This is a genomic window from Nostoc sp. NMS9, from assembly GCF_017114995.1.
Classification (GTDB): Bacteria; Cyanobacteriota; Cyanobacteriia; order Cyanobacteriales; family Nostocaceae; genus Nostoc.
Window position 1 is genome coordinate 1 of record NZ_JABXKL010000057.1, and the last position, 12,826, is coordinate 12,826.

The 12,826-nt window shown below is 37.6% G+C and carries 11 protein-coding genes and 1 pseudogene; 2 read left to right on the forward strand and 10 right to left on the reverse strand.

The window, feature by feature from the left end:
- Positions 1-144 precede the first annotated feature (144 nt).
- The 4 genes from HWQ40_RS17090 to HWQ40_RS17105 all read right to left on the reverse strand — a co-directional run bounded on the left by HWQ40_RS17090 (position 145) and on the right by HWQ40_RS17105 (position 6,555).
- Positions 145-276, reverse strand: coding sequence for a hypothetical protein (locus HWQ40_RS17090; RefSeq protein ID WP_292779799.1), 132 nt, complete (start codon positions 274-276; stop codon positions 145-147).
- Positions 277-349: 73 nt separating this feature from the next.
- A complete protein-coding gene (locus HWQ40_RS17095; protein WP_292779801.1) occupies positions 350-2,935 on the reverse strand; it encodes a hypothetical protein in 2,586 nt (861 codons plus the stop codon).
- On the reverse strand, positions 2,919-5,243 hold the full coding sequence (locus HWQ40_RS17100; protein ID WP_292779802.1) for a hypothetical protein: 2,325 nt from the start codon (positions 5,241-5,243) through the stop codon (positions 2,919-2,921). The genes HWQ40_RS17095 and HWQ40_RS17100 overlap by 17 nt, the downstream gene beginning before the upstream one ends.
- Before the next feature lie 130 nt (positions 5,244-5,373).
- Complete coding sequence (locus tag HWQ40_RS17105) at positions 5,374-6,555, reverse strand: DUF4159 domain-containing protein (RefSeq protein WP_292779804.1); 1,182 nt, start codon at positions 6,553-6,555, stop codon at positions 5,374-5,376.
- A 348-nt stretch (positions 6,556-6,903) separates the two neighbouring features.
- On the opposite strand from HWQ40_RS17105, the gene HWQ40_RS17110 reads away from it, so the two are divergent.
- Positions 6,904-8,172: a DUF4255 domain-containing protein gene (locus tag HWQ40_RS17110; protein ID WP_292779806.1), complete on the forward strand. Its 1,269-nt coding sequence runs from the start codon at positions 6,904-6,906 to the stop codon at positions 8,170-8,172.
- 241 nt (positions 8,173-8,413) lie between these two features.
- Here HWQ40_RS17110 and HWQ40_RS17115 read toward each other — a convergent pair whose 3' ends face one another.
- Entirely contained in the window at positions 8,414-9,388 is a 975-nt protein-coding gene (locus tag HWQ40_RS17115) for an ADP-ribosylglycohydrolase family protein (RefSeq protein ID WP_292779808.1), read from the reverse strand.
- Between the two features lie 213 nt (positions 9,389-9,601).
- Here HWQ40_RS17115 and HWQ40_RS17120 point away from each other — a divergent pair.
- Positions 9,602-10,082, forward strand: a pseudogene (locus HWQ40_RS17120) (IS4 family transposase); the annotation flags it as partial.
- A 71-nt stretch (positions 10,083-10,153) separates the two neighbouring features.
- Here the strand turns inward: HWQ40_RS17120 and HWQ40_RS17125 are convergent.
- From HWQ40_RS17125 to HWQ40_RS17145, 5 genes are all read right to left on the reverse strand, one after another.
- On the reverse strand, positions 10,154-10,699 hold the full coding sequence (locus HWQ40_RS17125) for an RNA 2'-phosphotransferase (protein ID WP_292779809.1): 546 nt from the start codon (positions 10,697-10,699) through the stop codon (positions 10,154-10,156).
- 75 nt (positions 10,700-10,774) lie between these two features.
- The gene (locus tag HWQ40_RS17130; protein WP_292779810.1) at positions 10,775-11,191 is read right to left on the reverse strand and encodes a hypothetical protein; all 417 of its coding nucleotides are present in this window, start codon (positions 11,189-11,191) and stop codon (positions 10,775-10,777) included.
- A gap of 12 nt (positions 11,192-11,203) precedes the next feature.
- The gene (locus HWQ40_RS17135; protein WP_292779812.1) at positions 11,204-12,004 is read right to left on the reverse strand and encodes a hypothetical protein; all 801 of its coding nucleotides are present in this window, start codon (positions 12,002-12,004) and stop codon (positions 11,204-11,206) included.
- Positions 12,005-12,048: 44 nt separating this feature from the next.
- Complete coding sequence (locus tag HWQ40_RS17140) at positions 12,049-12,387, reverse strand: hypothetical protein (RefSeq protein WP_292779813.1); 339 nt, start codon at positions 12,385-12,387, stop codon at positions 12,049-12,051.
- Positions 12,375-12,826 (reverse strand): hypothetical protein (locus HWQ40_RS17145; protein WP_292779814.1); only part of this gene is annotated, 452 nt, incomplete at its 5' end. The genes HWQ40_RS17140 and HWQ40_RS17145, both read right to left, overlap by 13 nt.

Sequence of the window (12,826 nt, forward strand, 5' to 3'; positions counted from 1 at the left end):
ATGGGATATCACGATTACTCCAGTTTGATTGGGATCTTATTTTCTTGCAAGTCCCTAACCAAAACTAGTATCTGATATCGCGTTTCCCGAAACGCCGAGTAACCTTAGAGATTGGACTACAACATATTTCAGCATCTGGATACGTCAATTTATTTGAAAGAGCAGTAGAGCTAATGATCGCACTATCTCTAGCATCTGGTTAAAAGTCTCTGGACGTACACCACACAAACGTTTAAATTCTTCAGGCTTCAGGCTCTTTACTTGTTCGTAAGTCATCAATGCTACCCAACTCTACTTACTTGTCCCACGCCTCTGGGACTTTTGCAAGAGGTCTATTGTTTATTAAAATTCAGTAACCTATTGGTGGAAATTCAACTGGTGTAAGTTCTTCTGCTGAATTTGAGTGTATAGCTGAACCTGTTGTTGATGAATTACTTCCAGATGTAGTCTTCCCAGAATTATTACCAGAAGATGATTGAGTTTGGCTTGGCTCAACAGTTTCAATTAAAACTGATTGAGTAGTTTGTTCACCAGCCTTATTTGTAACTTTCAAGGTAATGGTTTCGCTACTAGGGGGTTTGCTAAGTGGGTATTTTGCTAAAGACCCTTTACTGCTGACAACCCCAGGAGCAGGAAGTATTTCAACTTTAATATCTTCGCCATCTGCTACTTGCCAAGACACAGTAATATCCGCCTCAGAACGCATTTTACTAATGGCAAAAGTATGCTTTGGCTTCTGATTCACCTCTTCGCCGTTAATTTTAAAAGAGATAATATTTACAGACGTAGCCGATTTGGGTAAAATTTTGATTATATCGGTAGTTTTAGTAATCTCAGTTTCAGCTTGTTCATTTTGGTAAACTGTTGTCATTTTGAAAGTATAATTACCTGCTTGATTCACATCCGTAGGAAAATTGCGGCATTTTAAATTAGTTGAAGTAATAGTACAAAATCTTTTTAACTTGTCTGGTAATTGATTATTTATAATTAAGTAAGACTGCAATTGGCTAGTAATGGAACCATCCGCACCTAAGCCAACCATTTTTAACTCTTTAATTTGATTAGGATTAACTATATTCCAATTCAAGCGGATCGGTACTAGGCTTGTAACTATTGGTGTAACTTTTTTCGTTGATTTAACAATACTAACTTCTTGATAAATAGGTTTAGTGGGTGAAAAATCAGTAATTTTTGGTAAAGGTAAAGGCTTTTTCGGAATAACTTGAATTGTATCTGTAGTCTGCTGTGATGAAAATTGCTCAGAGTTTTGTTTGGGGTATACTTCTATTTTAAAAGTATAATTTCCTGCTGTTATAGCATTCGTAATGATGTCTTTACAGTTTAAAACAAGTGTTTGATAGGTAACATTTTTCTTGGAAGGGAATAGGGTTGAGTAGAGATTAAATTTAGACTTTTCGTCCGATACCTCCTGCTTGCCTTTTTTATCTGCTAAACTCGAATTAATCTCAGACTTCTTAGACTCACATATTCCAATAGTGTTATTTTTACTAGGTTGTAATTTCTGAGGAATTCCATCTTTAAATAAGTAATTTTTCCGGTCTATTTCTACATTTTTTTCTAGGCTAATAACAGTTACTTTTTCTACTTGTTGAAAATGCATTATCTGCCAATTAAGACGAATGGCATTATCCTTAGCTTCTTGATATTTATTAGCTGTAGTTTCAAATTTCATTACCTGGGGCAATGGTGGTGGTGTTTTTTGTCTCAACAAATTCCACCAAATTGCAAAAGCTAATAATCCAATAGTTCCCAAGCATAACAGAATCAGCAGCCACAACTTCCACCAAGGCTGAGATTGCCACAGCAAATTCCCTTGAGGTAAGTTTTTAGGTAGTGCTGGGATAAAGGAATCTTCCCCGACAGCAATATTTTCCAGTTCTACAGCAAAAGTGAGTGGTAAGCCTTTTCCTCGCCAGTGGCGACGCCACCATTTCTGAGGTTTTACCTTTAATACTACTATTTGCTTTTCTCCTGGCGAGATTTGCACCATTTTTGGTTGCAAAAAATAGTTGAAAAAACCGTCCTCATCTTTAGCACGAATGTTAAATTCTCGTTGAATATTACCCCGATTAGTTAATTCAATTTCAAACTCTCCCGTTTCAGTAGGCACTTTCCGAGAGAGGGGATGCATCTGGATATCCAATCTGTCATCAGGAAGAATTTTCAGATAGACTACATCCAACAGTACTAAGTCTTCTTTATTACTGGATATCAGGCGAATGGTCGGAAAATAATTTCCGGCCGGAGTATATTGTGGCGGATGTAAAATTAAGTTAATTTCACCCGAACTTCCTGGGTTCAGTTCCAAACCATCAGTTTCTTTTATTAACCCAGGAATATCTAAACCAATCTCTGGATATCTTACCGAATACCATTCTTTTGTGAATTCAGGACAACTTAAATAAAAACGATCTACCCTTTTAGAGCGATTTTCAACCTTGATTTTTACTTCTAATTGTTCTTGGGCCTGTAGAGATAAAGGATTAGCAGAGTTAGTAATTGGCTGGATTATAGTAAATCCTGGTTCATTTCCCCATTCAGCATCTTGATCTGAAGGCAAAACTCGAAGTTGCAGAGGACGACGACAGATTTTACCAGGGTACTGAGTTGCAGCTTCAACGAGTATTTCGTAGTTGTATAATTCTGGTGTTGCAGAAAGAGGTAGTTGAAAATTTAATGTCACCTCTTTAAAACTTTTAGCATCTATTTTTAATGGATTTTGCTCGCTAAAAGTACACCACGACAACAGAGATTCAGACTTGTTATCAGTAGCAGCGATCCAAATATCAATTTCTGCTATTCTCTCACCAAGATTTTTGACACGGATACGGCGCTGACCAATAGAACCTCGCTTAATTTCATTACTATTTCCGGCTAGGTCTTCTATAAAAAGTGGATTACTTACAATTTGCATTATCTTTTATCCCGTTAACGCGATACAACTTGACATTATAGTTATCATCACCAATAGTTATGAGAACATAATCGTCTTGATCGTCTTTTAATGCTTTAATATCAACGCTGTTAAATTTTGTATTCTCTTTTATAAGAGTTGTACCTGATTGCACTAACAAATTTTTTATTTTATCTTTAGAAAGATCCCAAAGAATTACTTGTCCATCATCCCCCACACTTGCTAGATGACAAGCACTTTGCGTCAAAGCGATTGAACGTACTGGTTGCTTATGGTGTCCTTCAGATGACTGAGCAATAACATCTTGCTCGCATTCTAATGGCTTAATTTGATTACTAGTAATATTTTTATTTGAATTGTTTTTTTTATTGCCATTGATGATTTTAATATTTTTACTTATATCTAGCTGTTGTTCTGCTTCTTTGTTAATACATTGACGGATTTTATTAACATCCCATAAAGTTATATAACCTTGATTATCAGATATTGCCAATTTATTATTAGCAGTTGTTAAGCTAGTAATATAGTTTTGCTGACTCATGAATGGTTTAAATCTAAACCCTTTTTTTAATTCACTTACTGTGTGTTCGTAAGGAATCTCGTAGATTATTTTTTTACTCCAGTCCCATACAGCAAGTTTATTATAACGTCCAGCAATAAAAATTAAATCAGGCTCAATTTGGTTTTCAGTAATAGCAAGAGCGTAAATAGCAAACTTAACGTATGCAATATTAATTGGTTTTTTATTGGTTTTTGTTAAATCCCATTGGCGAACTTGACCACTACCATGACCACTAAATAAGTAAGGAGGATTTTGTGAAAATGCTAGATCAAATACACGATCAGTTCCGCTATAAACTGGTTTTTTTTGTCTTTTCAAAGTGTCCCATAGTTGAATATCTCCACTATCCAATCCAGCTGCAATTACTCCGTCATCCATTGGGCTAGAACGAATTACACGCACAGCTTTTTTATTTTCTGTTTCCGAAGCAATTTCACCTTCATATTTAAGACGATTACCATTTAGTTGCCAATGACCGTCATTAACTTGCCAAAGTCGAATTGTTTGGTCACTAGAACCGCTAACTACCTTACCTGCTTTACCAACCAAGCGTACAGAGTTTACTGCTCCTGTATGGTACACTCTTGGATGAAGCCATAAATTTAACAAAAGCAATAATGGAATTATTGCTGCACTACCAATTTGAAGTATAAAAGGGATAATAGGTAAAACTATCAGTTCTAAAATTTGGGTATTGGGAATGGGAAAAATGAAAGTACTAGGTTCCCCTGAATTAGGATTAGTTAAACCAACTGAAACTTCAAATGGCTGCCGCTTTCTGCGTCCTAACCAAGGTCTTTGATTGTTTACCTCTAGATGCATACTTTTTGTATCACCTGGGATTATATTTACGGCTTCGGGAATTCCAAAACCAATTTTTATATGTTCTTTTTGGGGAACAATAACATGAACTCGTTGAAGCAGATTACTGTCGTTTTTAAGTATTAGTTCATAAATAGCAGAGTTAGACTGTTTTCTTCCTTTACTTGGAATAGTTTGCTGCTTATTGCTACAGCTAAATTCCACGACTCCATCAGGAAGAACCTCTAGAATTCCCTGTTCGCGCGTAGTATACTGACTTGTGTTAGAGCCAGCATCAATGGTAAATTTATATTCTTTACTGAGGGTTTGATTGCCTTTCGTTGGTTGACATAAAAAACTGATTTTTTGCGAGTCACCTGGTTCAATTTGTAGCTTTCGTTGAGTTCCTATCGTGAACCAATCAGGGTTTAATCCTGACAAACTTAACTGAATCTCAGTAAATTTTGGACTTAAGTTAGATACGATAACTGGAATTTCTATTTGATTGCCAAGAGTTACTTTGAGTTCTTTAATAGGCATTTCAACTCGCAAAGACCTCAAAGGCTTGTTTATAGTTAAACTAATTTTTTGGCTAGTATATAATCTTTCATATTCAACAGAAAAAATCTTAATTATTACATCAATAGTAGTATCATATACAGTAATTGGTGCTTTGATAATTGCTACATGAAATGTGGTTTCACTACCAGGAGGTTTTTTTGTACAAACTTCTGGGTAAATCTTATACCATTTAACATGAGAGTTTTCATCTAACCCTGCTGTTAAAAGCTCTACCTGAAAGCTGGCAAATTTATCGCTTTCATTAATAACAGTTACATCAAACTCATTTTCTTCATTGACTGTTACATTAGACAAGTCGTATGAACTATCTGGTGTGAATTGTATGACTTTTTTTGAAACTATAGCTTTGACACTACCTGCCATGATTTAAATTGCCTTAATAATTTGCAAGAAATATATAATAATGATGAGTTTTTAAAATTAAGTAATAATTGTTTCAATATTAAATTAGTTATTAATAACTAAATAGCAATTATGAAATATAGGGATAACTTTATTGCAAACAAGCATATATCTGCCGTCGATGTGAGGCAAAATCTAAAACATTAATTGCTAACTCTTGGGCTGTACGAATGTCATTGCGTTCGAGAGAAAGATTTTCGTCTAATCCCCAAGCACCAGATAAATCACCCTCTACTAAGACTATTCCTCCTCCATTCCATAGCTGAATTTGTTGGTGATTAATTTGAGGAAGTGCCGCAAATAAAAACGGTTGTGTTCTTAGAGGATGATTTCGGATTAATTCCTGCCAGGATTGTAATGAAATCTCTAACTGAAATGTAATTAACTTTTTGATATCTTCTACTAACAGACGGCTATTTTGAGGAACTTCGATAAAAATAACTCCACCAGTTAGTAAATATTTAATCAGAGTATCTAGCTCTTTTGTATCTAGATTGAGTGCTTGCCAACCAGTCACATAAAGTAAATCGTAATTAGGAATTTGAGAATGCAAGTCAACCTGGGCAATTTCTGACGTTCCATGCAAAGATGCATACAAGTTTCCTATAGATTGCATTAAATAAGAGAGGTTTTCATGAGTGCGATCGCTCACGTTGAGTATAGTTGCAATCTGAACAACAGTTTGCGGTCTAGCTTTTGCTTTCTGACGCGATCGCAAATCTAGCTGGTTGTAGCTTGGAAACAATACATCAGTTGGCGTTTCCAGTTCCACCGTAGCGGGTTGCAACCTAATCCGGCACAATTCTATTTCTTTTTCAGTGGGTGGACTGGTCTTTTCGTCAAACCGGAACCATTCCCGAATTAGATCGGAACCTTGCTTGTGCTTTGGGTTTTGCGGTTCTACATAGCTCACCACCAAGTATACCGTTATGCTTCCGGTGGTAGGAGCAGGAGTGGCAATTCTAAATGTGCGGTCTGTAGAGGGGTCAACAACAATCGGATTACCTTCTAAATCAATGGCAATACCGGGTTGAATTTCTAACCAACGGCGATCGCTAAATTTCGCTGCCGCTTCTGCTGGCGCAGTAATAACACGAACACCCAAACCGTAGACAATCCCCGGTTCGTTAAGAGACTGGTAGTGAACATTTTGGCGTTGTCGATGATACTGCTGGGCTTTTTGCCAGCGTTCAGCGTTCATCATCAAGCTGTCGTAGACATGAAGACGCTGTAAAGGTAGAGGTGGCGGCGAGGGAAAAGATTGATGAGTCATCTTATGGCTATAAAGGCGCATCAAATTTTACAACCAACCAAGATAGTCGCATTTAGTATTAGATGCCAACTTTTTTAGTCAATTTTTGCAATATAGCTGTTGAGTGGAAAATTATATATAAAGTTATACATATAAAACATCCGTAGTTTATCCGTGTAATAGGGGTAATGCTAGTACGCCAATGTTAACTTTTGAATGGCTTAAGTTTTATTCACATAAGTCTTATGGAGTTAATCAAGCCTCAATAGATAAATACCAACCGATAAGGCACGTATAAATACTGGTTACAAAAAAGAATTTTTACTTGTAGGCTTTTCAAGGAATTTGAGGTGTTTAATATATTAATTTATGAGTAATTACTTAGCGATCGCAACTGTTACAGCAACGATCCAAAGAGTCTTACAAAATGGAATAGGAGTAGATATGCCAGGTATACTTGTGACAACAGAGCATCCGGGAGCATCTGGAGAAGGAATACCGAAGAAAAGGGTAAACCTTTATTTATATCAAGCTATCCCGAATCCGGCTTGGCGCAACAATGATTTACGCTCTCGTCGTCCCAAAGGTGAGCTAATTAAACAAGCACAAGCGGGATTAGACCTTTTTTATCTTCTCAGTTTCTATGGAGAGGATAAAAAGTTAGAACCCCAACTTTTGTTGGGTAGTGCTATAGGTAGTATTGTAGACAGTCCGATTTTAACTTCTGAAATGATTCAGGAGACGATGCAGAAAGCGGACAATAATTTTTTACTCGATTCTACCTTAGAACAACAAATAGAAAAAGTGGCGGTTGTTCCGACTGTCATGACAAAGGAAGAACTTTCAAAAATTTGGTCGTCATATTGCCAACCTCCCTATGTGTTATCCTTCGCTATTCAAGCTGGTGTTATCCTGATTGAAGGTAATAAACCAAGTGCTAGAGCCTTACCTGTGCGTCGAATTGCAACATACAGCACACCCAATCAACTAATAATTTCTCAGGTCATATCTGCGGATGGGGCTAATCAACCCATTGTGAGTAATAGTATGTTAATTATTCGCGGTCAGCATTTAAATTCTGAGGCTCTTCAAATCAAAATTGGAGAGACTAAACTAAGACCGCAAAAGGTAGAATCTGACGAGATAAAATTAGATTTATCGATATTATCCAACGAACAACGACATTGGCTAAGGGCAGGAGTACAAAGTTTACAAGCACTGCGTCCAATCCCGGAAAAAATCAAACAGGAACCAGAGCAGATGATTGGTTCTAATGTTGTGCCTTTTGTGCTATGTCCAAAGGTAATGGGAACGAAAGTAACGGAGATAGAAGAAAATATAGATGAGCTTTATAGAGCAAAAGTTCAGGTGGAGGTTGATTTAATTGTAGGTATAGGACAAAAGGTATTTTTGTTTTTAAATGAGCGTTCTGCATCCAAGGAAGCTGCTTATATCTTTACTGCTAATTCTCAATCTGTTGATAGCAATGTGGTGATGTTTACTGTGAATGATGTCAAGAAAGGAGAATATTTAGTCAGGGTACAGATAGATGGTGCAGAAAGTCCTTTAGAGGTGGATACACAAGTAGTCAGTGAGACTTTTGAGCAGTATGTTCGTCCGGTTGTAGGGATTGGGTAAAACTGGAAAGCTGTTTAAGGTGATTTCCAAGAAAGAATTTAGCGATTAGGAGAGCGAACAGCCGTTCTCCCCGACGATGGAATGATGTTGGGTGGTAATTTTTATAACATAGGTAGCTAGTTTATCCTTCACTTTTAATATCCGAGTTTTTTTCTTAATAATGATTATCGTGCGGTAAGATGGGAGGTGAGATTTTTTTTAATTAAGGTGAGAAGTTGAGGGACTGGCAAGCGCTAGATGTTTAGCTGCTTTTAACTAGGTTTATTAGCCTCTCAATCCTGTTATCTAATTGTTGTTTGTACACTAATTCTTCTACCCACTGTTGAGGAATGTTTTTGTACCCAAAACGCGCTCCTAACAATGCCCCTGCTACGGCAGCATTTGTGTCAGCATCGCCTCCTTCATGAATAATTTGTAGAATTCCATCTTCATAAGATTGTGCGTGTTGAAGTGCCCAAAACCCAGCCCCCATTGTCTTAAGGGTGTACCCAGTTCCACCTTTTTCTCCTGGATTTAAACCTTCATCTAAATCCAGCACTTCTAAGGATAAAGTTGCGGCTTTGTTAAAATACTCTTGAATAGAGGGATGGTATTCTCGTACAGCGATCGCTATTGATTGCATTAAAGAATTAATATCACTCTCTTGGCGTAATAAAGCACTGATTGCAAGACTTACTGCCACGCATGAACCAACGCAACGCGGATCGTGGTGCGTAATTTTACAAACCTCCTCAGCATTGCATTTAACTTTTTCAGGAAAGGAATATTCCCAAATACCTAATACAGAAGTTCTCATGACACCACCGTTAGCAGCAGCCTTCTGTCCAGATGCTTCCCAAACCTGTTTAGCAGCAGTAAGGGGATTTTGCAAAAAATCAGGAGAATACACCACAGAATATACAGTTTGACCCATACCCATACCATCTGTAACTGCCCAATGATGAAAGCGCGCAGCAATATCGAGTATGTCAACTTGCTGTTTTTCCAGCAAACTATCTAGGATGCACAACATCTGGTCAGTATCATCTGTCCAATCTCCAGGTGTCCAACCACTTACATTGCGATAGCGAACAATTTGACTGTAGCTTCTCAACCCATCTGGATACTCTTTGCGAACTTGAGATTTTGGTATCCATTCTGTTCCAAAACCCAGGGCATCTCCTATTGCTTGACCGAAGATGATGCCACGAATTTTATCAATTACAACTAAATCCATATTATTCTTCCTCCACTAAATTATCTGTTTAAGATATTTCCCATTATCTATCTATGCTTCTGAGCGCAGCCAGCCCGGTTCAATATACTCTATAGTCAGTAAGCGTACATAATCTAGTAATTATGCATATTGCTTGATTTTCGGATATTTTGATGCTGCCATATACCAGTTGATAATAGTTCCTCTATTAAAAACACGATTTGTCCGCAAACAGGTATTAAATATACAAAATCTACAGGATTTATTACCTTTAATCTTGCAGGTAAATGGAAACGTAAACGCTTTGGAGTTGCGCCGGAAGAAGGTTGGTTTATCCTAACTAATTTAGATGATTTAGATTCGGCTAATTATTGCTTATAAACAGCGTTTTGATATTGAAGAGATGTTTAGAGATTTTAAGAGCAGTGGTTATAATTTAGAAGATACTAATGCATCAGCACAACGGCTAATTTCTCTTATATTATTAATCTCGCTTGCTTATACAAATGCAACAATATCAGGTCAAAAAATTAAACGTATGGGTGTCCAAAAATATGTTGGACGAATTAAATAATCTAAGCGGACTGTTCGACGACATAGTAGTTTTTATATTGGTCTTTATGGTCACAATTGGATCAATTTCATGGAAAATTCCTATGAATTAGTCGCCGAATTATTGACATTAAATCCTAATAAACGTAAGTACTATCAGTGAGGAGAGAGGGCTATGAGGCCTATTCTATCTGTGTCCTAGCCCTTTTTGTCCCCCCATAAGAGCGAATTGACTCACACAGCAATAAACTTGGGTGGAATGTAATCACATAGCCAGATTATTCCATTTCCCTCGTAAAATATAACTCCTTTGTGATATGCCTCTACCGCTAGAATTTCAAGAATCACAGGATTTACAGTCTTACGCTTGGCTGCTAATTCTGCCTGTTTCCTGTCAGTTGAAAGATGTACCTGCTGCCGAGTCATAGGTTTCAAACCCTCTGCACGGATTACTAATACTATATCCATTGCAGTACCGTGGTACAACACTTGAGGGGGTTCAGCTTGTCTTCTTACTAATTTACCTGGAAAGGAATGACCATAAAGTGCTCGAATTTTTCCATCTTGCATCTCATGACGACGTTTACTAGCTCGGTTAATCATCATCACAAGGTCATTTTCATCTAACTTTTCCCATTCGCTCTGCTGACTACGTAGAGATGATAGAAGATTGGCTACAGAGACCCAACCTTCTTCATCAATTTCTAATCCATAGAGCCAAGGCTCATGACGTAGAGCATGGGATATTACCCGGCTCAAGCTACTAAAATTAATTTTCATAAGTAGGTCGGTTAAATTAAACTTAAAACTAAGTAGCTATATTCTTTTTAGTTCATAAATATTGGGCTAGAAAATTTATATTGGTACATCGTGGCTTTTGTTATCAAAATTAATTAAGCTTAATTCTTGATCCCAGTACCTTTTTGAACTAAATTTTCCATTGATTTCTAAATAATACATCACAGCATTTTGCTTAAAATGCCACTCTATACCTCTAACTATGCCTACTCTCTCTGGATGATTAATTACTCGTACTTGCTTACCAAATGAAAATAAGGGGGTAGAAACTTTTTTGTAAAGCATTGGCTTTACATGATACATATCTTCATTATACTGAAGTGTTAAAAAATCCTTATCTTCAGCAATACAGTGAAATACTTTGCCATTAGGTAAAAGAGCTTTGAATCTTTCTATGTCATTAGAAGAAATCAAATATTCCCCATGTTCAGGAAACCATTGGTAAAGACCCCAAGTGCCATCAAAGTTGCTCATATAATTAATCTCCTATTGATCATAAGGTTTGAAGCCCTGGAAATTTTTATGAAAAAGTTTGTTAGGAAGCTTGGTAAATGACTCTCTAGCAGCTTCTAACGAGTTTGCACCTGGCTTAAAGTGACCAGATGCATTATTCACTGAATAAATTTTACCGCCGCGTATATCCACAATACCAGCAGCCAGAACACGTGGGTTTTTTCCTCCAATGAGGGTTGGATGAGGCATACGTTGCCCAGCACGGGTGCCAATTATGATATTCCCTAACTCATCCACTACATACATAAACTGACCAGTCATTTGCTTGCTACCAATCTTGCCGGACTCAGTAACTATATCTGCAAGCTTACGCGCTGTTGGGTTTTTAATGTAACTACCATTGACAATAACTCCAGCTGCTTCGTCAGCAGCCCGTGTCGCTGGATCTACACCCCAAGTTTCGCTTCTCTCACCTATATTTGCATTCTCAGCATTATTATTCTCAGGAGAATTATTTGTTGCACTATGAAAAACCACCCCCAGCCGAGCAGCAATACTGGTTAAAGCAGAAGAGGATGTAGCAGAGCCATGTAGTCCCAAAGCCACTCCTCCAGCCACAGCAGGGGCACCGACAATACAGCCTACACCTGTTACACATAAAGTTCCACCCCCAGCGGCTGCACCGCCACCTCCAACAATTTCTAATATTCCTGTAACAAGGGCTAATCCATCTCCTAATGACCTTCCTGCCTCAAATGTCCATGATTTGGGAAGCCCTTGCTCATCTCTTGCAACGAATCGAGGCGTATCAAGGTTTAGCGATGGGAGATGCAACAGGCGAGATTTCCCACCAATTTCAATAGTGTATTGATTAATAATTACTGCTTCTCTTCAAAAAGCCGCTTGTTATAGAGAGCTATTTGATTCCAAAAAATAGATTCAGCTAAAAACAGGATAATTGCACTGTATTCTTGAAACTCGGCATTAGGGTAGTCAATCCAAGTCACAATTATTTTACCTTTAAATTCTCCGCGTATTTCTTGAAGTTCTGGCTCAATTTCTAAACTTGTGCATAATTCATCTAAATCGATAGGGATACCTGATGGATATGTAAACAATCTAGATAAAAAAATATTTTCACCAGACACTAAGTCAGCGCTTAAACTACTAAGTTTATCTTCTAAAGTTAAAGTCTCATCAAATTCTAAAAATTCCATACTTTCTTTGCCTCTTCCATAAATTGTTGATATTCTGTTTCAGATATCGGTCGCCTAGACCCGTTTCTTAGTAGTCTGAGATGTGCATTTTTTGTACGTTGGTTAATACTAGTTACTAGCTTACCTTGTCTATTAAAGATTTGTTCTCTAGAACCTTGTGCGCGAACAACAATTGTATCTCTTTCAATATCCACAAACACATCGCCTTGTCTCGCCTTCTGAAGGTCATTGAGTGCTTGACCAGTAGGACGACCTTCTTGAGCACGTTGTTGGGCATGGTCTGTTCTACGTTGATCTTCTGGATTACTGTTCTCATCTTTTTCTCCACTCGAACTATGAAAAACCACCCCCAGCCGAGCAGCAATACTGGTTAAAGCAGAAGAAGATGTAGCAGAGCCATGTAGTCCCAAAGCCACTCCTCCAGCCACAGCAGGGGCAC

Bases quoted from the DNA above. Each gene is read 5' to 3' on its own strand.
- HWQ40_RS17090 (WP_292779799.1), bottom strand. From the start codon at position 276: ATGACTTACGAACAAGTAAAGAGCCTGAAGCCTGAAGAATTTAAACGT.
- HWQ40_RS17095 (WP_292779801.1), bottom strand. From the start codon at position 2,935: ATGCAAATTGTAAGTAATCCACTTTTTATAGAAGACCTAGCCGGAAAT.
- HWQ40_RS17100 (WP_292779802.1), bottom strand. From the start codon at position 5,243: ATGGCAGGTAGTGTCAAAGCTATAGTTTCAAAAAAAGTCATACAATTC.
- HWQ40_RS17105 (WP_292779804.1), bottom strand. From the start codon at position 6,555: ATGACTCATCAATCTTTTCCCTCGCCGCCACCTCTACCTTTACAGCGT.
- HWQ40_RS17110 (WP_292779806.1), top strand. From the start codon at position 6,904: ATGAGTAATTACTTAGCGATCGCAACTGTTACAGCAACGATCCAAAGA.
- HWQ40_RS17115 (WP_292779808.1), bottom strand. From the start codon at position 9,388: ATGGATTTAGTTGTAATTGATAAAATTCGTGGCATCATCTTCGGTCAA.
- HWQ40_RS17125 (WP_292779809.1), bottom strand. From the start codon at position 10,699: ATGAAAATTAATTTTAGTAGCTTGAGCCGGGTAATATCCCATGCTCTA.
- HWQ40_RS17130 (WP_292779810.1), bottom strand. From the start codon at position 11,191: ATGAGCAACTTTGATGGCACTTGGGGTCTTTACCAATGGTTTCCTGAA.
- HWQ40_RS17140 (WP_292779813.1), bottom strand. From the start codon at position 12,387: ATGGAATTTTTAGAATTTGATGAGACTTTAACTTTAGAAGATAAACTT.